The 19,519-nt window shown below is 45.7% G+C and carries 16 protein-coding genes; 5 read left to right on the top strand and 11 right to left on the bottom strand.

The window, feature by feature from the left end:
• Window positions 1-104 precede the first annotated feature (104 nt).
• From ACRRSX_RS14090 to hutC, 7 genes are all read right to left on the bottom strand, one after another.
• A complete protein-coding gene (locus tag ACRRSX_RS14090) occupies window positions 105-1,412 on the bottom strand; it encodes a YjiH family protein (protein ID WP_432452558.1) in 1,308 nt (435 codons plus the stop codon).
• A gap of 541 nt (window positions 1,413-1,953) precedes the next feature.
• On the bottom strand, window positions 1,954-2,190 hold the full coding sequence (locus tag ACRRSX_RS14085) for a hypothetical protein (protein ID WP_432452559.1): 237 nt from the start codon (window positions 2,188-2,190) through the stop codon (window positions 1,954-1,956).
• A gap of 61 nt (window positions 2,191-2,251) precedes the next feature.
• The gene (locus ACRRSX_RS14080) at window positions 2,252-4,258 is read right to left on the bottom strand and encodes a urocanate hydratase (protein ID WP_432452560.1); all 2,007 of its coding nucleotides are present in this window, start codon (window positions 4,256-4,258) and stop codon (window positions 2,252-2,254) included.
• A 1-nt stretch (window position 4,259) separates the two neighbouring features.
• Complete coding sequence (hutG, locus tag ACRRSX_RS14075; protein WP_432452561.1) at window positions 4,260-5,087, bottom strand: N-formylglutamate deformylase; 828 nt, start codon at window positions 5,085-5,087, stop codon at window positions 4,260-4,262.
• Window positions 5,080-6,303, bottom strand: coding sequence for an imidazolonepropionase (hutI, locus tag ACRRSX_RS14070; protein ID WP_432452562.1), 1,224 nt, complete (start codon window positions 6,301-6,303; stop codon window positions 5,080-5,082). The genes hutG and hutI overlap by 8 nt, the downstream gene beginning before the upstream one ends.
• A 115-nt stretch (window positions 6,304-6,418) precedes the next feature.
• Complete coding sequence (hutH, locus tag ACRRSX_RS14065; protein ID WP_432452563.1) at window positions 6,419-7,966, bottom strand: histidine ammonia-lyase; 1,548 nt, start codon at window positions 7,964-7,966, stop codon at window positions 6,419-6,421.
• A 544-nt stretch (window positions 7,967-8,510) separates the two neighbouring features.
• Window positions 8,511-9,266: a histidine utilization repressor gene (gene hutC / locus ACRRSX_RS14060; RefSeq protein WP_432452564.1), complete on the bottom strand. Its 756-nt coding sequence runs from the start codon at window positions 9,264-9,266 to the stop codon at window positions 8,511-8,513.
• 157 nt (window positions 9,267-9,423) lie between these two features.
• Here hutC and ACRRSX_RS14055 point away from each other — a divergent pair, with 157 nt between their 5' ends.
• Window positions 9,424-10,794 carry a formimidoylglutamate deiminase gene (locus tag ACRRSX_RS14055; RefSeq protein ID WP_432452565.1) on the top strand — a complete coding sequence of 457 codons (1,371 nt, stop codon included), beginning with the start codon at window positions 9,424-9,426 and terminating at the stop codon, window positions 10,792-10,794.
• Window positions 10,795-11,109: 315 nt separating this feature from the next.
• On the opposite strand, the gene ACRRSX_RS14050 is transcribed toward ACRRSX_RS14055, so the two are convergent.
• The 4 genes from ACRRSX_RS14050 to ACRRSX_RS14035 form a co-directional block, all read right to left on the bottom strand.
• Entirely contained in the window at window positions 11,110-11,475 is a 366-nt protein-coding gene (locus ACRRSX_RS14050; protein WP_432452566.1) for a hypothetical protein, read from the bottom strand.
• 3 nt (window positions 11,476-11,478) lie between these two features.
• Window positions 11,479-12,501 carry a hypothetical protein gene (locus ACRRSX_RS14045; protein WP_432452567.1) on the bottom strand — a complete coding sequence of 341 codons (1,023 nt, stop codon included), beginning with the start codon at window positions 12,499-12,501 and terminating at the stop codon, window positions 11,479-11,481.
• Between the two features lie 441 nt (window positions 12,502-12,942).
• On the bottom strand, window positions 12,943-14,304 hold the full coding sequence (locus ACRRSX_RS14040) for an alpha-amylase family glycosyl hydrolase (protein ID WP_432452568.1): 1,362 nt from the start codon (window positions 14,302-14,304) through the stop codon (window positions 12,943-12,945).
• A 114-nt stretch (window positions 14,305-14,418) separates the two neighbouring features.
• Window positions 14,419-14,988, bottom strand: coding sequence for a TetR/AcrR family transcriptional regulator (locus ACRRSX_RS14035; RefSeq protein WP_432452569.1), 570 nt, complete (start codon window positions 14,986-14,988; stop codon window positions 14,419-14,421).
• A 195-nt stretch (window positions 14,989-15,183) separates the two neighbouring features.
• Here ACRRSX_RS14035 and ACRRSX_RS14030 point away from each other — a divergent pair, with 195 nt between their 5' ends.
• The 4 genes from ACRRSX_RS14030 to ACRRSX_RS14015 all read left to right on the top strand — a co-directional run bounded on the left by ACRRSX_RS14030 (window position 15,184) and on the right by ACRRSX_RS14015 (window position 19,518).
• Window positions 15,184-16,173, top strand: coding sequence for a transposase (locus ACRRSX_RS14030; protein ID WP_432452570.1), 990 nt, complete (start codon window positions 15,184-15,186; stop codon window positions 16,171-16,173).
• 302 nt (window positions 16,174-16,475) lie between these two features.
• Window positions 16,476-16,610 (top strand): hypothetical protein, encoded by a 135-nt coding sequence (locus ACRRSX_RS14025; protein ID WP_432452571.1) that lies wholly within the window; start codon window positions 16,476-16,478, stop codon window positions 16,608-16,610.
• Window positions 16,611-17,193: 583 nt separating this feature from the next.
• Window positions 17,194-18,075 (top strand): helix-turn-helix domain-containing protein, encoded by an 882-nt coding sequence (locus ACRRSX_RS14020; RefSeq protein WP_432452572.1) that lies wholly within the window; start codon window positions 17,194-17,196, stop codon window positions 18,073-18,075.
• A 210-nt stretch (window positions 18,076-18,285) separates the two neighbouring features.
• Entirely contained in the window at window positions 18,286-19,518 is a 1,233-nt protein-coding gene (locus tag ACRRSX_RS14015) for an MFS transporter (RefSeq protein ID WP_432452573.1), read from the top strand.
• The last annotated feature ends 1 nt before the right edge of the window (window position 19,519 follow it).

The following is a 19,519-nucleotide window of genomic DNA, read 5'->3' as shown; positions in this document are numbered from 1 at the left end:
ACGGTAAGCCGTAGATAGTCAGTGCTTGCTTGGGGCTGATGGAATCGCCGTCGTCAGCAAGGGTGAACAAGCTCATAAGCAAATGATTATGAGCTTGTGATTGATTAACTAAAAAGCACGAGTGCTGTGGGTACCGCAAGTAGCAAGCTTAAAAGTGTGCGAATAAACCAAATCACCACTAATTTAGCAACACTTAAGGGGATTTTGGTTGAAAGAATACATGGGATGGATGCCGAGAAAAATAGGATGGATGAAATCGCAACCACTCCTGCTGAAAAGCGAGCAACCAAATCGGCATCTTTCATCAACAAAGCGGGTAAAAACATTTCGGCTAACCCAGAGGCACTGGCCTTAGAGAGCGCCATCGCATTATCGATATTAAATATCCAAATTACCGGATAGAACAGGTAACCAATCCAATCAAACAGCGGCGTGTATTTGGCGAGCAATAAACCGATTAAGCCGACTGACATAATTGAGGGCAAAATGCTAATCGTCATCAGTAAGCCATCTTTTAGATTGACCAAAATACTTTTGCCAAGTGGTTGTGCTTGTTCTGCGACATCCAAGCCGTTTTTAAGAGCACTCGCGAGTCTATTTCCTGGCTCGCAATTTGGCTCTCGATGGTTAGCGTGGTTATTGATTGTTGTTAATGGGGGGAGGCGGACTGTGATTGCGGTGACGATGAAAGTAATCAACAGTGTTAACCAAAAGTAAAGATTCCAAATCGCCATTAAATCTAAAGTTTTTGCAACGATAATCATAAAGGTCGCAGAAACCGTTGAAAAGCCGGTTGCGATAATCGCCGCTTCGCGTGCCGAGTAGTGACCAGAGAGGTAGACTCGGTTGGTGATCAGTAAACCGATGGAATAGCTGCCGACGAAAGAGGCGACTGCATCAATTGCAGAGCGCCCCGGAGTGCGCCAAATGGGCTGCATTAATTTTTGTAAAATGATGCCAATACTTTCTAATAGACCGTAACTGACTAAAAACGCAAGAAATACTGAGCCAACCGGTACGATTAAACCGACCGATATGACCAGTTTATTGAATAAAAACGGCAGCATATCGGGAGTTTGTAAAAACGCTGGCCCCGATTGACTGATGGCGAGAATAGCTGCGATAACACCGAGCCATTTCAACGCAAGAAAAACTTTATTGGAGAAGCTTTTACGCCATTCATTACTGATGATTGGGTAAATGGCACCAGCCAAAATCATGGCCATCGCATACCAAGCGGTTCCAGCACCAAGGCTTGTTTTTAACCAGGCGACAATATGGTCTAAAGGAATGCTTTGTTTTCCAGCAACCGTGATTGGAATAAAAAACATAAAGATACCGACACTACTTAGTCCAAGCAATCTTGCCCAAACCAAGCTTGGTGAAGTACTCGACTTGACCAGCTGACTCATTGCACTCTCCATTTTACATTCAATTTGTTAGCGACGCGAAGACGAAGCTTGATGTGAGTTATATATATGTATATACAACCAAGATTAGTCAATAAGTAGCAATCTATATGCCAAGTGATAAGCATTCATGAATACAGCGTCAGCCAAGTAAGATGCATCGATGTATCGCCCATTTCAGGTGTTGCTGCACCAGTTTGGGGTGGAAGCGCACCTATTTAGTGCTTTCAGGTCGGTTTCTTGAAGGTTTTACGAGTGAGGACGAGATATTTTTTCTGGTCGTGAGTTATTTTTGCTCAATACTTTGTGGGGGCGTTGTTATTATCTTGTCTTTGCCTTAAGGGTTTCCTGTGCATATGACAGAGGCCTCGGTTCGGCCTAATGACTCGGGTAAATGAGTGCTTGTATATGCCTATTTATACCAGGCTAACTATCTGTTCATTCTTGCTAGCCTGGATCTGCACGACCGCGTTATGTGTGTTGTAATTAGAGCCAATGGTGACAGCACTTCATGCCTGGTGCTCGGCAGATTTATTCTATGCAATCAGCGGATCATATACTGAATCACATCGGCATTAGCTGGGAAAAGAAATTTAAACACATCATGATGAATTGAAACACCAACTTGATTGGTATGGCAATGCTGCAGATATAAGTTCCCCGATCGTGAGAATTTGTGAGTAAGAGTGGCATAGAGAGCGAGAATGTGGGGAATGGGTTGGGGACGGAGTTGTTGATGAATTTGCTTCATTCTGAGCTGGCCTGTCGATTTCCAATCCATCGAGTATCCGCAAACAAAGCCTTGAGTGAGTGTATGCTCACTCAAGGCCTGTACCGCTTAGTTATTGAATTAATTGATCAATTAGCGCGTCATCTGCCACCGAGGGGATGGTGACTTTTAGTCGCGGCTCGGCAGCCATGGCTCGTTTGATGGCAAACACAGCGCCTTCATTTCGGGCCCAGTTTCTTCTTGATATGCCGTTATTTACATCCCAATGCAGCATCGACTTTAAGCGTCTGGCACAATCATCTGAGCCGTCCAGCATCATCCCGAAACCTCCATTGGTTACTTCGCCCCAGCCAACGCCACCGCCATTGTGAATACTGACCCAGGTTGCCCCGCGGAACGAATCTCCAATCACATTGTGGATCGCCATATCGGCGGTAAATCTAGAACCGTCGTAGATATTTGAGGTTTCTCGATAAGGTGAGTCGGTGCCGGATACATCATGATGATCGCGACCCAGGATCACTGGTGCAGATAGTCTGCCCGACTTGATGGCCTGATTAAATGCATCCGCAATCTTGATCCGTCCTTCGGCATCGGCATATAAAATTCTAGCTTGAGAGCCCACCACCAATTTGTTTTCCTTGGCTTCTCGGATCCAAAGCAGGTTATCGGCAATCTGTTGTTTAATTTCTTTTGGTGCCTCCAGATACATGGCTTCCAGTACTTCAGCGGCAATTTGGTCGGTAACATCCAGATCCTGTTCACTGGACGAGGCGCATACCCAGCGAAACGGTCCAAAACCATAATCAAAACAAATCGGTCCCATAATATCCTGTACGTAGGAAGGATATTTAAAAGAGCCGTCGGCTTGCATAATATCGGCCCCGGCGCGACTCGCTTCGAGCAGAAAGGCATTCCCATAATCAAAGAAATACATGCCCTTGGCGGTGAGCTGGTTAATCGCTTCAACATGCCTTTTCAGGGAGTGTTGCACCGCAGCTTTGAATTTTTCAGCTTGATTGGCCATCATCTCATTGGACTCCTCAAAGCTGTAACCAACCGGGTAGTAGCCACCCGCCCAGGGATTATGCAGCGAGGTTTGATCGGAGCCGAGATCCACTTGAATATCTTCCTGAGCAAACCTTTCCCAAAGGTCAACGATGTTGCCAAGATAAGCCAAGGAGACTGGCTTGCCTTGCTCCAGCGCGAGTTTCACTCGGGCCATGAGTTGCTCGATATCTTCATAGATTTCATCAACCCAGCCTTGTTGATGGCGTTTATAAGCCGCTTTAGGATTCACCTCGGCCACGATACCGATGGTTTTGGCGATGACTGCTGCTTTGGGTTGGGCGCCACTCATTCCGCCCAGCCCAGAGGTGACAAATATCGGTAGTTTGGATGGATCGCGATCCGGTTTCATTCGGGTGGCATTTAAAACGGTCAGTGTGGTGCCATGCACAATCCCTTGTGGTCCGATATACATGAATGAACCCGCTGTCATCTGACCATATTGAGTCACCCCCAGTGCGTTAAATTTTTCCCAATCATCGGGCTTTGAATAGTTGGGGATCATCATGCCATTGGTCACCACCACCCGAGGTGCGTCTTTGTGTGACGGATATAAACCCATAGGATGACCCGAATACAACACTAAGGTTTGTTCATCGCTCATCTCTGCGAGGTACTTCATGGTAAGGCGATACTGGATCCAATTCGAGAACACCGAACCGTTGCCACCATAGGTAATCAGTTCTTCAGGATGCTGGGCAATCGCATGATCTAGATTGTTGCTCAGCATCAGCATAATGGCAGCGGCCTGCTTGGATTGGTGCGGGTACTCATCGATAGACCTTGCCGAAATCTGATAGTTCGGCATGAAACGATACATGTAAATGCGGCCGTAGGTTTCCAGCTCCTGATAAAAATCTTCAGCAAGTTCCTGATGATGCGCTTCGGGAAAGTATCTTAGGGCATTTTTAATGGCTAATTTTTTCTCGGTCTTAGTGAGAATATCTTTTCTTTTTGGCGCATGGCTTAAGTTCTCATTTCTGGCTCTTTTGGCCGGTAAGATCTTCGGGATACCTTCTAAGATCATGTCCTTGAAACTTTGCTCAGTCATTTTAAACCTCGTTTGTATTCTTTAAGTATGCTGCTTTGCCGGGCGCTAATAAGCAGCTGATGAGCTGCTGTAACAACGGCTTGAGTGGCTCAGTTTTGCCGCTATCCAGCTGATAATTGTTTGAAGATCCAGCTAGATAAGTATCTTGTGAGAGCTCGAGCTGAATCGCGTGAATGTTGTGTTGGGGCTGGCCAAAATGGCGGGTGATGTAGCCGCCCTTAAAGCGCCCATTACAAACATGGCTATAGCGGCTGGTAGCCACAATGTTTTCTAAGTCAGTGAGTAAGCCAGGCGCGCAGGCGAGGCCGTCATTGTTGCCGAAGTTGAAATCGGGCAGTTTTCCTGCAAATAACATCGGCACCTGTGCGGCAATGCTATGCGCGTCAAATAAGATGGCATAACCAAACCGGGCTTTCAGCCGCGCCAGTTCGCTGGCAATCTGTTGGTGATAGGGCCGCCAAATTTCAGTCTTAATCTGTGCTTTTAAAGCGGCGCTATGCTGCTTGTCGGTTAAAAAAACCGGGCGTTCATCAAATAATATCTCCGGAAATAACCCGGTGGTTTTACTGGCATAAAGTGCTTGGTCATCCTGCGGGCGATTTAAATCCACTACATAGCGTGAATAGTTGGCGCTGATGATGGATACATCCAACTCGCTTAAGAACTCGTATAACTGAGGCAAATACCAGTCGGTATCCGGCAAGTGCCTGGCCGATTCGCTCAGGCGCGCTTGCATCCCGGGCAATAATTGCAGGCCACTATGTGGCATGCTGACCAGGAGTGGGTTATTGCCCTGATGAAACTGAAATGGTTTCTCGCACTTAAACATCTGTGAGTTCTCCTGCTTTGACCCGAGCCTTTAACAAATCCCCACCCAGCCAATAACTAAGCTCCCCTGGGCTGTCGATGTCCCAACAGACAAAATCGGCGATTTTGCCAAGGCTGAGTTGGCCATGAGTCTTGGCCAAACCCAAAGCTTTGGCGGCGTGAATGGTGGTGCCTGCCAGTGCTTCTTCGGGCGTTAAACCAAACAGGGTACAGGCCATGTTCATCATCAGCCGCAGCGAGAGTACTGGTGAGGTGCCGGGATTGGCATCGCTGGCAATCGCCATCGGCACTCCGTACTGGCGTAATAGCGCAATTGGTGGCTTTTGGCTTTCTTTCAAGCAGAAGAAGGCGCCGGGCAATAACACCGCGACGGTGCCCGATTGCGCCATGGCGGCAACATCTTGCTCGGTTAAATATTCCAAATGGTCAGCCGACAGCGCTTGGTAGCGAGCAGCTAAAGAACTGCCACCAAGCGCCGACAACTGCTCAGCGTGTAATTTTACCGGTAGTCCTAAAGATTGCGCGACCTTAAAGTAGCGCTCCACTTGTGCGGGACTAAAAGCAATGCCTTCACAAAAGGCATCCACTGCATCGGCCAAGCCTAAATGGGCGATTTGTGGCAGTAGTTGTTCACACAAATAGTCGATGTAGTCGTCGGCGCGGCCCTCAAATTCTGGTGGCAGGGCATGCGCGGCGAGGCAAGTGGTTTGAACATCCACTGGAAAATCTTTGGCTAAATCGCGAGCCACTTGCAGCATTTTGGCTTCATCAGTGCTTGTGAGGCCATAACCCGATTTTATTTCTACCGTGGTCACGCCATCTTTTAGCAGCGCGCTTAAGCGGCGTTTGGCGGAGTCGGCCAGCTGTTGTTGACTGGCCGCCCGAGTGTCTCTTACCGAAGCGGCGATGCCACCGCCTGCCTTGGCGATTTGTTGATAGCTGATGCCATTGAGGCGTTGCTCAAATTCGCTAGCGCGATTGCCACCAAAAATAAGGTGAGTGTGGCAATCAATTAAACCGGGGGTCACCCAACCGCCGCCCAAATCATGTTCCTGTTCAGCCTGATAAGCGGGGAGCGCTGCATATTCACCAATCCAGACGATGTGTTGTTGGTTGACGCCAATAGCTGCGTTTTCGATGCTTTGATAGTGGCCACCTTGCATGCTGGCGAGGTGGAAACCGTACCAAAGAGAATCAAATTTGATGGCTTGACTCATCTGCGCCTCGTTTCTTGTTTGATGATTAAAACGGTCAGGCCACGGCTGGTTTGCAGCTGTGGCGCTACGGTAAATACCGACGGTGAGCGATTAAGGCTTGCCGCCGAACCCAGGCTTATGCCTTCATTTCGTGTTGGCTGGGTAATAAACCCTGCGGCATTTGCTCGTTATGGAGTGCTTCGGCAAGCAGCTGGTTGGCTTTTTCGATATCTGCTGCGAAGTAGCGATCTTTATCGTAAAACGGTACTCGGGCGCGAAGCTCGGCTTTGGCTTGCTCCAGTCGCTCGGTCGACTTCAGAGGCGATCTAAAATCTAAACCTTGCGCCGCGGAGAGCATCTCTACGGCTAAGATCCCACGGGTATTCTCTGACATATCTTTTAAGCGGCGTGCCGCAAAGGTGGCCATGGAGACATGGTCTTCTTGGTTGGCCGAAGTGGGGAGGCTGTCTACTGACGCCGGATGAGCAAAGCTTTTGTTTTCGCTGGCCAGGGCGGCAGCGGTCACCTGCGCAATCATAAAACCGGAGTTTACCCCACCGTTATCTACCAAAAATGGCGGCAGTTTGCTGAGGCTGCTGTCGATGAGCAGCGCCATCCGCCGCTCCGATAAACTGCCTATTTCGGCAATTGCCAGTGCTAGGTTATCGGCGGCAAAGGCCACCGGTTCGGCATGGAAGTTACCGCCGGAAATAATATCGCCTTCGGCTGCAAACACTAAGGGATTGTCGGAGACTGCGTTAGCTTCCACTAACAGGGTGTTGGCAGAATTGCGGATCTGATCTAAACATGCGCCCATTACCTGGGGTTGGCAACGCAGCGAGTAGGGATCTTGTACTTTTTCGCAGCCCACGTGTGATTCGCCTAAGTCACTACTCTCACCAAGCAAATGACGATAAGCGGCAGCAGCGTCGATTTGTGTTTGATGACCGCGCACTTCATGGACTCGCGCATCAAAGGGACGGCGGCTGCCGAGCGCTGCTTCTACCGATAGAGAACCGCAGACAATTGCTGAAGCGTACAAATCTTCGGCATGGAATAGGCCTTCCAAAGCAAAGGCGGTGGAGGCCTGAGTGCCGTTGAGCAAGGCCAAGCCTTCTTTGGGCGCGAGAGTAATTGGCGCTAAACCCGCGATGGCAAGCGCGGCTTGTCCAGAAATGATTTCCCCCTTGTAGCGAGCCTGACCTTCGCCAAGCAGTACCGCGCTCATATGGGCCAGCGGGGCCAAATCACCGGAAGCGCCCACCGAACCTTTCTGTGGAATACAGGGGTATACCTGTTTATTAATCAGGGTGAGCAAAGCTTCAATGACACTGAAGCGGATCCCCGAGAAGCCGCGAGCCAGACTGTTTACCTTCAGCGCCATCACCATTTTTACCGTAGCATCACTCATCAGCTCGCCAATACCAGCCGCGTGAGATAACACGATGCTGCGTTGTAATTCTTCCAGATCGTCAGCGGCAATGCGGGTATTGGCCAACAAACCAAAACCGGTGTTAATCCCGTATACGGTGCGGTCTTCGGCGATGACATCGTTTACGACCTGAGTGCTGGCATCGATGCCGGCAATCGCGTTTGGATCGAGGGATAATTGAACACTACGGCGGCTGATTTGGCGCAACTGATTAAGACTGATTTTTCCTGGTACGATTGTAAATTCAAACATGAATTATCTGCTCCGCAATGTTTGCTGTTTGATGAGGTGAACCAGCGCAGTGGCAATTCAACTTCGCTATAACGCTTATCTTAGTTTAGTCGTTGTAATTGCCAGTTTGATCGTAATGACTGCACAGGGCTAGTATCACGATCGAAGTGGTTTTGCTTGCTCAACTCATATTAATTATGAACATGATTTCCGCCGCTTGGCTTAACATGTATATACAAGTTAGCTAAACAATAAAATCAAATGTGATTCAGCGCAAGTATTTTCTGTGGAAAAACCGATGCGAGTAAACCTAATCGGGTCAATATGGTGGGCCACTTGTGCGGGAGTGAGGCAAAGTTATCTGGATGAAAGCTCGCCATGTGCATCAATTTTTGAGGAAATGCTAGGGAAATCACTCATTAATACTGCGGTAAGCTTTTGCTGCAATGCGCTTATTGTTTGGTCTTTGCAATGCGTCGTGAGTGGGACTTGCTGGTTTCACTCAGCAATAATCCGCACATACGATAAAAATGTCTTGAAAAATCCCCTAAAGCTCAGTGCTCATCTAGCGATGAAAGTGACCAAATAGTTGGAATCTTGAGCTGGGAGATAATAAGCGAGCAGTGGTCACCAATTGTTCCTTGGACCAAGTGCGACGCTTAATTTGCAAGCAGGGTTCGCTGGGGTCGATTTGCAATAACTGACACTCTTCAGCGCTGGCCATCACCGCCTCAACCAAATGTTCACCCTCAGTCATGGGGGCGACCTTCATCAGGTAGTCATAGGTGGTATTCAATTGAAAATCTTGTTTATCGTAATCAGGCGCAAGGCTGGCGTTTACCACTCGTTCTTCTAGTTGGATCGGTAGCTCATTTTCGAAGTGTAAAATAGTCGCTCTAAAAATGCTGTGACTGGTTCTCACCCCTAGATTCATCGCCTCTTCCATGGTGGCTTTGGTACGGGTGATTTCGATTAATTGAGCACGGTGCTGGTGTCCGCGAGCGGCAATTTCATCAGCAATATTGTGTACTTCGAACAGCGCCGAATGGGCTTTTTTTTGCGCGACAAAAGTGCCAACCCCTTGTTGGCGAATCAGGATGCCTTCATCGGTCAGTTCTCGTAGGGCGCGATTAACCGTCATGCGGCTGATATTGAGCGCCTTCACCATCTCTGATTCTGAAGGCACCCGCTGGTCGGCCTGCCACTCTCCGCTACTTATTTTGTGGCAAATGGCCTGTTTTACCCGAGCATAAATTGGCGCTGGAGAATCTTCAATTGATTGAGATAGGCTGTGCATGATGCTGCTGGCGGTCTCTACCATAGGGGGTCCTGTGTCATAAGCGATAGCGGAACGAATGTTTGGATTATACCCAGTAATGCGCTGTCATCACAGTATAGGGATCGTAAAAAAATTATCTTGTATATACAATATGGCTTCTATTACACTGAATTCATCCAATGAATTGCGAGAGAAGGCTATGAGCAGCCAAGTTTATTTTGCCGAGCAGGCCTTGCTCCAACAAGGTTGGGCGCAAAATGTTCGTATTGAGGTACTTGACGGAGTGATCCTGCGGATTGTCCAAAATAGTCATGCCCAAGATGCCACGGTCCTGAGTGGACCAACCTTACCTACGCTTGCTAATCTTCACTCGCACGCCTTTCAGCGGGCGATGGCCGGGATGGCCGAGGTGAGCCTTAAGGCAAACGATAGTTTTTGGAGTTGGCGTGAGCTGATGTATCGCATGGTTGGTCAGTTGAGCCCGGATGATGTGCGGATCATTGCCACCCAGTTATACATTGATTTGCTCAAGGCGGGTTACAGCCAGGTGGCAGAGTTTAATTATTTGCATCATCAGCAAAATGGTCAGGCTTATGCACAGCTTAACGAGATCAGCCAACAGCTGCTTGACGCCGCCGATACCGCAGGTGTCGGTTTAACCCTATTGCCCGTGTTATATAGTTATTCTGGATTTGGCGGTCAAGTACCCAATGCAGGGCAAGCCCGTTTTATTAATAGCAGCGAACAATACTTAGCGCTACATCAAGCTTGTGAGCAGTCGATTGCGGGCAAGCCCTTACATCAGTTGGGGATCTGCTTTCATTCACTGAGAGCGGTCAGTCCCGAGCAAATCAAGCAGGTGATGGCAGCGCTTCGCAGCCCCATGCCGATCCATATTCATATTGCAGAACAACAAAAAGAAGTCGCAGACTGTTTGGCTTGGAGTGGTCAGCGTCCGGTACAATGGCTGGCCAACGAAATTGGCTTAGATGAACGTTGGTGTTTGGTGCATGCCACCCATTTAACCGAGCAGGAAATGCTCACGCTGGCACGCAGCCAGGCGGTGGCGGGTTTATGCCCCAGTACCGAGGCGAATTTAGGCGATGGAATCTTCCCCGCCGCTGACTATATACGGACGCAGGGACGTTGGGGCATCGGCTCCGACAGCCATGTAAGCCTGTCACTGGTGGAAGAATTACGCAGCTTGGAATACGGCCAACGACTGCGTGACCAGCAACGTAATCGGCTGTATAGCCAGAGTCAAAACCATGTTGGCGACTTTTTATTCGAGCAAGCTCGTTTGGGAGGCAACCAAGCGACGCAGGTACAATTGGGTTTGGCCAAAGGTCATCGCGCCGACTTTATGGTGCTCGATCATCAGCATCCATTTATTGCCGCCAGCAAGCCCCAGGATATCCTCAATCGCTGGCTATTTGCCTGTAATGAAAACCTGATCCGTCATGTCTATGTAGCTGGAAAACCAGTGATCTGCGATTTTCAACATCCTCAACAACAAGCCGCACGAACGGAATTTACCGCCTTGCTGAGCCGCTTATTTAAGGCAGTTTAAAGCCTTGGCTGCGTGAGCCGCAGATGCTCACGCTCACCGTTCATGAGTGTGGATCTCCCAAGCGTTTTAAGCCGGTTGCTTCCTCAAGAAGCGCCAGTGATGGAGCGCTCATATGTCGCACCTTGGCTAGAGCTTATATGGCTGTTCACCAAATGTGGTGGAAAGACTTTCAACAAACATTAATAAGCGAGGTAATCGGTAAACGTTCATTGGCAAGATAAGCAAATAGCAAGACACATAGGTTCATTCCCGCTGGGTCAAGTTAGAGCCAGCAAGTTTTTACAATGTTATTACTTTATTGTGGACGGCCTGACCTCAAATGTCATAGATTTCCATAATTACGCCGCCAGCCACCATTAAAGCGAAACTCAACATGAACCAACAAAAAGCAAAAACAAATAGATTACGAATATGCTTTGGAACATGGTCTCTTTTTTCTAGCATCCCATAACGTTTCGCATGGAAAGAGCTTAAAAATACAGTGGCGTATTGTAAAACGCCTTGACCCGAGAAAAACATGTTTAAAGAGTAAAATCTTACTCCATCATCAAGTTCATCTTCTAAATATATCAGCCATTTTGACTTCAAGTAGGCTACCAACCCAAGCCAGAAAAAAACACCAAAACAGCCAGCCATAAAACAAATAAGCGAAATTTTTGATAAAAGGGTAATTTCACTCATAATTTACTTAATTCCATTCCATTTATATAATTCTTCGCCGAATGATTCGGCTTTGTTACCTGCTATTTTGCCACTGGCATAACCACCAGCAGCACCTGCAACAACAGAACACCAAAAAAAGCTTGTTCCTCCTGATGGCAAACCAAAAACTAAAGAACAAGTAGCCCAGATACTAATAGCTCCGCCTGTGGCTCCCCCTGCAATACTGCCTGCCGCTTTCATTGTATTTTTATATTTAGCTTTAGTGCACGTTGCCTCATTAGCAAGCGAGCAAGCTTTTTGTATGTTAGAAACGGCATCAACTCCGGTTAAGGCAATTCCTACGTAGCCAACACGTTTTAGGTGACGAGCCATTTTGGCAACTGTTTTATAGTTTCTTGCAAAGTTAGGAATAGTGGTTGCGTTTCCGGGCTGTTTACGCCACTGATGGACAATACTTTTACTACTTAAGCCTAAGTTACTACGAATATCTCCAGCGACTATATGACGACCGAGTGTTGGTTGTCCAAACCGATTTAGAGCAGTGTTTAGCCTTTGAAAATGCACTTTTCTTTTAGCAAAGAAACCTTGGCTATTTAAGTTACCGGTTGAGTTATAGCTACTCACGTAAGAACGCTCTAAGTCTTTTAATATAGCTTTTACTTGGTTAGTGTGTGCATTCCATGTGGTATTGCTCACGCCTAATAGTAAGCCATTGTAGCTTGCTACATTCGACAAAAAGTCATATCTCTTGGCTAATATTTTTCGTTCTGAACTATCGAGCATTAATAGCGTTTTATCAACTGCGTGCGCAATTTCTAAAAAGTCAGCTTCTTCTTGCGTACATTGATTACTATTGGCAGGGGATAGCAACACAATTTGGCCAACTTGCACCTTATCGTTTTTTAGGTGGGCGTTAACCATCTTGAAGTGGTCATAAACCAGTTGATTCGGAGAGTTATACATAATCATAATTAATTGGTCGATCGACATCGATTTTTCAACAATGTGTATAACTTTGTCATGAACTCTAGTTGGTGAAGACACGGGCTACCCTTTATATAATTGGCTATTTTTATAGAGAATTTAAGACACTCTACAGTAATTGATAGATAAGTAAATAAAGGTGGTGTGAAGAGTACAATTATTGATACAACTGTAATTATTGAGACACCCACACTAACTCGTTGGACAAAATCCCTTTGCTAGCGTAGTGGGGGTAGGGCAATCACTGCGACATTATAAGCGCCAACACCAGCAATAACGGATTAAAGGCATGGGTGCCGCCAAGCGCTGGCTTGATGTTGGCTAAATATTGACAACCTAACTTCATTCCCTCTGAGTTGGTATTTAAGCTTCTCTCGAATTGTGATACGGAGACACCCATTCCAGTACTTAACCAAGTGTCTAGAAGTACAGCTAGGGATCGCCGCATCAAACCACACATAGTTTTGCCATAGAAACCAAGTTACAATTCTAAACCCCCGATTATTCTAGGACTTTGAGCACACGTCCCCAACATCCTGGAATTTCGAGAGAGAGTTCGCCGTGATGACACTGAAAACACTGCTTATGATTAAGCAGGTCAAGCACAGTTTGTCCTAGTACGGCGATCGGGATGTGGACTGTTACTGGTTGCTGACATGCATTCACAACCACGATTATCTTTTCCTGTTCATATTGCCGGAGAAAGGCAAATTGCTCCGAGGCCACAAACAACTGTTGGTAGGTCCCATGCTGTAACGCCGGAGATTGTTGGCGGAGATAACTGATATGAATAATAGCGGCTCGTAAATCAGCGTGCTTTTGTGTTCCCATGGACTCCAATTGGAGTTCTGGGCGTAAGTTGTGGTCGCTATTATGTTGTCTTTCTCCTTCTAAGCCCCATTCACTCCCATAATATAGTGATGGGACTCCTGGAATAGTAAACAGCAAGATATACAAGGGATAGAGATGCGCTGGATCATGTAGTGTGGAGGCTACACGATTAACATCATGATTATCGGCAAAATTATATAGGTATAGACCGCGGTAAATGCCATGCTCTTGGTTGAAAAGACGGTTCAGAGAATAGGCTATCTCAAAATAATTGTGATCATTATGGCTAGAATATAGTCCTTTATAACATTCATAGTTTGTGGTTGCATGTAACATATCTGGGTTTGCCCACTGCGTGTAATCACCATGAATAACTTCACCCATTAACCAAAAATCTTTCTTTATTTTTTTTGTGTACGAGGCGAGGCGTTTCATGAACTGCTTATTTAACACGTCAGCGACATCTAAGCGCAACCCGTCAATTTCAAACTCTTCTATCCAGAGACGTACGGCCTTAAAGAGGTGTTCCTCTACCTGTGGATTGGTGACGTTGAGTTTGACCAAATTGAAATGGTCATTCCAACCCTCATAGGAAAACGGATCGCCGAAGGGACTGCGTTGCTGAAAATTGATCTCGCAAAACCACTCCGTAAAGATTGAATGTTGTTGATGTTGCTGAAGATCCTGAAACGCAAAGAAATCACGACTGACATGATTAAATACGCCATCCAGCACAACTCGGATATCGTGTTGATGAAGGTGTTTAATAAGCTGTTTTAAGGTCTCGTTTGTACCTAATCGACGATCCAGTTCAAAATAATTAACGGTATCGTACCCATGAGATTCTGACTCAAAGATGGGGCCCAGATACACGGTATTTATGCCCAATGCCTTCATATGGGGGATCCATTCACAAATTTTAAACAGTCGTTCTTTATTTTGCGAATGATAGTCATTGTGCTCAGGGGCTCCGCAAAACCCGAGTGGATAGATATGATAAAACACGGACTCTTCATACCAGGCATGAGTCATGGTTGTTCTCCTTATTAAGTACGTACCGTTAGGTATATAAAAGTGGTAAAAAAAATGGATGCCTTGTTCAGTTTTCTCCCAAATAAAGCATCGGTTTAAATAGTGTTTTACTTATCATGAAAAGATCCCATACATGTACTGCTGACAGGCAATATGGGCTCTTTCGTCATTTAAAGTAATCTGACGATCATAGAAATTTGTAGTGATATAGGCATTGACCATCCCCAAAAATGTCACAGCGTAACGCGTGCTGCGGCCCCGCATATTTCCATGATCCTGTTCAGCATTGCGAAAGATGTCTTCAAGGATCGCATATTGCTGTTCAACAAAAGGAAATATTGTCTTTCGGGCTTCGCTTTGTTCGGATGAATACATCAGTGATAAGGCGAACCGATATAGATCTGGTGATTTCGTGGCAAAACGGAAGTATGTTTTCACAATATTCTCTAAGGTGAGCGTCATATCGCCAGAATAGACCGCATTGTGCGCCAGACCTTCGAGAAACGGGTCAAAATACTGTTCTAGCAATGTTACAAGTAACCCTTGTTTGCTGCCAAAATAATAGTACAGTGTGGGTTTCTTCACGCTCACGGCCTCTACGATTTTTTGGATCCCGACATTTTCATATCCATTTGCCGTAAATAACCGTAAAGCGGCTGATAACATTTCGTCTTTTTTATTCATGTGTCATATATACCGATAGGTATACACTGCGTCAAGGAAAAAGTATGGAATTGATGAAATGCTGTAACATCCAGACAATAAGAACAATAAGAACAATAAGAACAATAAGAACAATAAGCGAGACATCCATACCAACTAGCGAACCCATTATTAATTATCTAAACTGTCAATAGACGTTTTTTGGGAGTTTTAGTTATGCCTCGTTCAAGACAATCGCAAGTGAGCTTAGCGGATACTCTTTATTATCATTGCGTTTCGCGCTGTGTTCGTCGTGCTTTTTTGTGTGGTGAAGACCAACACACTGGTAAGAGTTATGAGCACCGGCGTCAATGGGTAGAAGACTATTTACTACAACTGGCAGCGGTGTTCGCTATTGATGTTTGTGCTTATGCTGTTATGAGTAATCACAGTCATGTGGTGTTGTATGTTGATAAGGAGCAAGCCGAAGCGTGGTCGATGGATGAAGTGCTAGAGCGCTGGCACATTCTGCACAAAGGTACCTTGCTGACCCAAATGTACCTTAATCCTCAAGTTCGTTTACGACTTGATGACGCTCAATTACAAGCCATCAAAGATACTGCGGATATGTATCGCGCTCGCCTCTATGATTTAAGTTGGCTTATGCGCCATTTGAATGAACACATTGCTCGAGAAGCAAATAAAGAAGATAAGTGTACAGGTCGCTTTTGGGAAGGCCGCTTTAAATCACAAGCACTATTAGATGAAGCTGCGCTTGCAGCTTGTATGGCTTATGTGGACTTAAACCCCATTCGTTCAAACATGGCCTCTACGTCAGAAACCTCAGACCACACCAGTATTAAGCAGCGTATTCGGCAAGCTAAGCAAGGTCAACAACCTAACGCGCTGATGCCCTTTGCTGGCAATCCCAGTGAAACCATGCTCAAAGGCTTACCCTTTGAACTACAAGATTATCTGCAATTGGTGGAACTCACTGGTCGAGTTATTAGAGAAGATAAACACGGTTATATCGATGATGCGCAAGCGCCTATTCTGCAACGCTTACAAATTGACGAAGAAAGCTGGTTAGCTTTGAGTACTGGCTTAGAAAACTACTTTGCTAGCGCGGTGGGGACAGGGCAATCACTGCGACATTATAAGCGCCAACACAAGCAACAACGGATTAAAGGCATGGGTGCCGCCAAGCGCTGGCTTGATGTTGGCTAAATATTGACAACCTAACTTCATTCCCTCTGAGTCGGCATTTAAGCTTCTCTCGAATCGCTGTGCTTGCTGCTTTGCTTTTAGTGGCTTTTCGCCGTAAAAACATAAATTCAAAGCTGCTCTTTTCTACGTTTGGCTGTTTCTTATTGGATGAGTTGTAATGCTTGTTACCTGATGGAAGTGATTGAATAGTATTTTAAAATGGCTGTCTTTTTATTAGTCTTTTTATTATTTTCGGTTATATCGATGATGCGCAAGCGCCTATTCTGCAACGCTTACAAATTGACGAAGAAAGCTGGTTAGCTTTGAGTACTGGCTTAGAAAACTACTTTGCTAGCGCGGTGGGGACAGGGCAATCACTGCGACATTATAAGCGCCAACACCAGCAACAACGGATTAAAGGCATGGGTGCCGCCAAGCGCTGGCTTGATGTTAGCTAAATATTGACAACCTAACTTCATTCCCTCTGAGTTGGTATTTAATCTTCTCTCGAATCGCTGTGCTTGCAGTCTTGCTTCTTGTGGCTTTTCGCCGTAAAAACATAAATTAAAAGCTGCTATTTTCAAGGTTTGGCTGTTTCTTATTGGATGAGTTGTAATGCTTGTTACCCGATGGAAGTGATTGAATAGTATTTTAAAATGGCTGTCTTTTTATTATTATTTTTATTAGAACGCCAGACAAAACCACAAAAATCCGCCAGTAATGACATCCGATTTGAACTTTTAAAACAGGTCGTCAACTGCTCTTATCTGATCGGTATTAGCCAAGTAGGCTTCGTTGTGTAAAACGCGCATTTATTGTGCGTAAAACAGTAGTACGATTAAGCCGGGCTTGGTGGTGGAAACGCTGAGTTAATGGGCTGCGAAGACTCGCCGATATTAGCCACTTGGCCGATTATGTGCGCTGGCCCTAGTATAAATTCTAGTTGCGAAAACCCAATATATCTGGTAATTAAATACTAATGATAATTATTACCGTTAAGGTTGTTGTGCGTTACCTACGACTTTATATGAGGGCTGTACTTTGGAAAATCTCTCTATTCGGAATGTATCTACATTCGAACACTTAGAATTGGACGCTCATTCACAAAGCTGGGTACGGTCTATCAACCACTGTTTTACAGAGGATACGATAGTTGAAAATGCCTATTTGCCAGGGCTTTACATCACCTTACTTGGTCAGTGTCAGTACAGTACGCCAAATAGCCCCCAAGAAAAACTGGATAACTACAATTATCACTATGCGGTTGCATTAGCCGATGAACCTTGCACCAGTAGTGTAGTTTTTCCTAGTAACGCTACTTGGCAAACCTTGTCGATTATGCTGCCTCTTGCCCAGCTTCATGAGTATGGCATTAGTTCCGTGTGCGAGGTTGCCCATCACTTTAGACCTGAAGCAAGGATCTCCGAACTGGGCGCTATTTCTGGCGACATTCTGAGATGTTGTGAGTCAGTGTGGCAGTGTGAATTTAAAGGGCTAGAAAGGCAGTTGTTTATCAGAGCAAAAGCTTTTGAAGTGTTGTCTTTATTTCTTCATAAACGGCGCGAAGACTCCCAGTACGGTATGTCATCTCGCATGTCACAATTGCGTGAAGCGCTTAATCATGTTGAAGATAACCTTGACCAAGATTGGACTTTGTCTTCACTGGCTCGTCTTGCGGGGAGTAATCAAACCTATATTAAGCAAGACATTAAAGGTTTGGTGGGAACCAGTTTTCGCAAGTGGCTAAATAAAAAACGACTCAACATTGCGCTTGAACGATTGTCTGGCGATGCTCCCATCCATCAGATCGCTGATGATATCGGCATCAAAAGTCAAGCCTACCTTGCCACCTTATTTAAAGCTGAGTTTGGTCTAAGCCCCAGTGAATATCGACAGGCGCTATTGTTAAAGAGAAGCGCTTAAAATTGTCTGTTTTCAAAAGAAACATGACCCCATTTGAAAGCGCTCAACGACCTACCTTTTATAATACCTGCTTGATGTAAACAGTGTTACTTATGCAACACATTCGTATTACGCGATTACCTTGGAAGAATAGCATCGTGTTACCCAAGGCTAGCTGCTCACTAAGACAGCATTAGCCGTCATGTCACAAAAGGAAGTTGGTCCCATTCAATGCTTAAGACTAAACACCCATGGATAATGCTCGCCAGCATATATATCACTCAATATATTGGTATTGCCTTCATACTTTCTGCGGCCATGGCAATTTTACGCCAGCAGGGTGTTCCTCTCGACAAGTTAGCGTTGCTTAACCTCGCTGTTTTACCCATGGTGGGCAAGATATTTTATGCACCGCTGATTGATAAATATAAGCTCTCGTTACAAGGAAAGTACCGTAGTTGGTTAATTCTTTCTAACCTTGGCATGGTCTTGCTGTTGCTTATCATCGGAACCATGGATGCCTCACAGGGCTTTTTAGGCATACTTGGAGTGATTGGCTTATATGTCTTTTTTATGAGCCTACAAGATGTTTCGGTCGACGGTTTATCTTGTAAGTTATTTTCAATGAGCGAGCGAAAGTTTGCGAGTAGTGTGCAGTTTTCGGGAAACTTGCTCGGTAATATTATTGGTGGCGGTCTATTACTGATCTTTTACCCGTGGTTAGGATGGCAAGGTTCGTTTGGGGTATTGGCGGGCTTAACCGCACTCGCATTAATTCAAGTTTGCTTATTTAAAGAACCGAATACAACCAACAATGTGAGCCAAGAGAATCATCAATACCTGTTCAAGGATATTAATGGCTTTATGGTAAAGCATAAATCATGGTTTGTTGTTTTAGCGCTTTATCCCTTTGTGTCTACATGGGGCTTTGCTTTACTTAATCCTATTCTTGTTGATAGCGCTTGGTCATTGGATGAGATAGGTTCGTCGATCAAAATTTTCGGCTCCATCGTTGGCGTGTTCTCCGCTATGTTGGCAGCCCCGTTAATCACGAAACTCGGTCGACAAAAAGCACTTATTAGTGCCCTTGTTTTACAAATGGCAGGCTTGTGCCTAATTATTTTACCTGCCTTTGGTTATACCGATAAAGTCACGGTTTACCTTGTCATCGTTACTCATTTCGTTAGTTTCCCTGCTTTGCTTGTTATTTCATCAACCATATTTATGGACAACGCTTCGGTTACCTCTCGTAAGGCTACATTTTTCACCCTGCAAGCCAGTTTTGCGTCGCTACTGGGCTTTGTTTACTCGTGGTTAAGTATGGCGGTGGCTAAACAGCTTGGTTATGGCATGACAAGCCTGTTGGGTGCGGTTATTTCTCTTATTATTGTCGGTTTAGTATGGATTTTATTATACAGGCAAGGTCCCGATACCCGTCTTCAACTCGATAATCAATGTAACTAAC

Origin of the sequence: Agarivorans sp. QJM3NY_30, assembly GCF_050870855.2 — a bacterium.
Lineage (GTDB): Bacteria > Pseudomonadota > Gammaproteobacteria > Enterobacterales > Celerinatantimonadaceae > Agarivorans.
The sequence above is the reverse complement of the archived record's forward strand: the minus strand, read 5'-3'. Positions and strand labels throughout refer to the sequence as shown.

What these genes read in the sequence shown, in the direction of transcription:
- ACRRSX_RS14090 (WP_432452558.1), bottom strand. Translation starts at nt 1,412, where the DNA reads ATGAGTCAGCTGGTCAAGTCGAGTACTTCACCAAGCTTGGTTTGGGCA.
- ACRRSX_RS14085 (WP_432452559.1), bottom strand. Translation starts at nt 2,190, where the DNA reads ATGGATTGGAAATCGACAGGCCAGCTCAGAATGAAGCAAATTCATCAA.
- ACRRSX_RS14080 (WP_432452560.1), bottom strand. Translation starts at nt 4,258, where the DNA reads ATGACTGAGCAAAGTTTCAAGGACATGATCTTAGAAGGTATCCCGAAG.
- hutG (WP_432452561.1), bottom strand. Translation starts at nt 5,087, where the DNA reads ATGTTTAAGTGCGAGAAACCATTTCAGTTTCATCAGGGCAATAACCCA.
- hutI (WP_432452562.1), bottom strand. Translation starts at nt 6,303, where the DNA reads ATGAGTCAAGCCATCAAATTTGATTCTCTTTGGTACGGTTTCCACCTC.
- hutH (WP_432452563.1), bottom strand. Translation starts at nt 7,966, where the DNA reads ATGTTTGAATTTACAATCGTACCAGGAAAAATCAGTCTTAATCAGTTG.
- hutC (WP_432452564.1), bottom strand. Translation starts at nt 9,266, where the DNA reads ATGGTAGAGACCGCCAGCAGCATCATGCACAGCCTATCTCAATCAATT.
- ACRRSX_RS14055 (WP_432452565.1), top strand. Translation starts at nt 9,424, where the DNA reads ATGAGCAGCCAAGTTTATTTTGCCGAGCAGGCCTTGCTCCAACAAGGT.
- ACRRSX_RS14050 (WP_432452566.1), bottom strand. Translation starts at nt 11,475, where the DNA reads ATGAGTGAAATTACCCTTTTATCAAAAATTTCGCTTATTTGTTTTATG.
- ACRRSX_RS14040 (WP_432452568.1), bottom strand. Translation starts at nt 14,304, where the DNA reads ATGACTCATGCCTGGTATGAAGAGTCCGTGTTTTATCATATCTATCCA.
- ACRRSX_RS14035 (WP_432452569.1), bottom strand. Translation starts at nt 14,988, where the DNA reads ATGAATAAAAAAGACGAAATGTTATCAGCCGCTTTACGGTTATTTACG.
- ACRRSX_RS14030 (WP_432452570.1), top strand. Translation starts at nt 15,184, where the DNA reads ATGCCTCGTTCAAGACAATCGCAAGTGAGCTTAGCGGATACTCTTTAT.
- ACRRSX_RS14015 (WP_432452573.1), top strand. Translation starts at nt 18,286, where the DNA reads ATGCTTAAGACTAAACACCCATGGATAATGCTCGCCAGCATATATATC.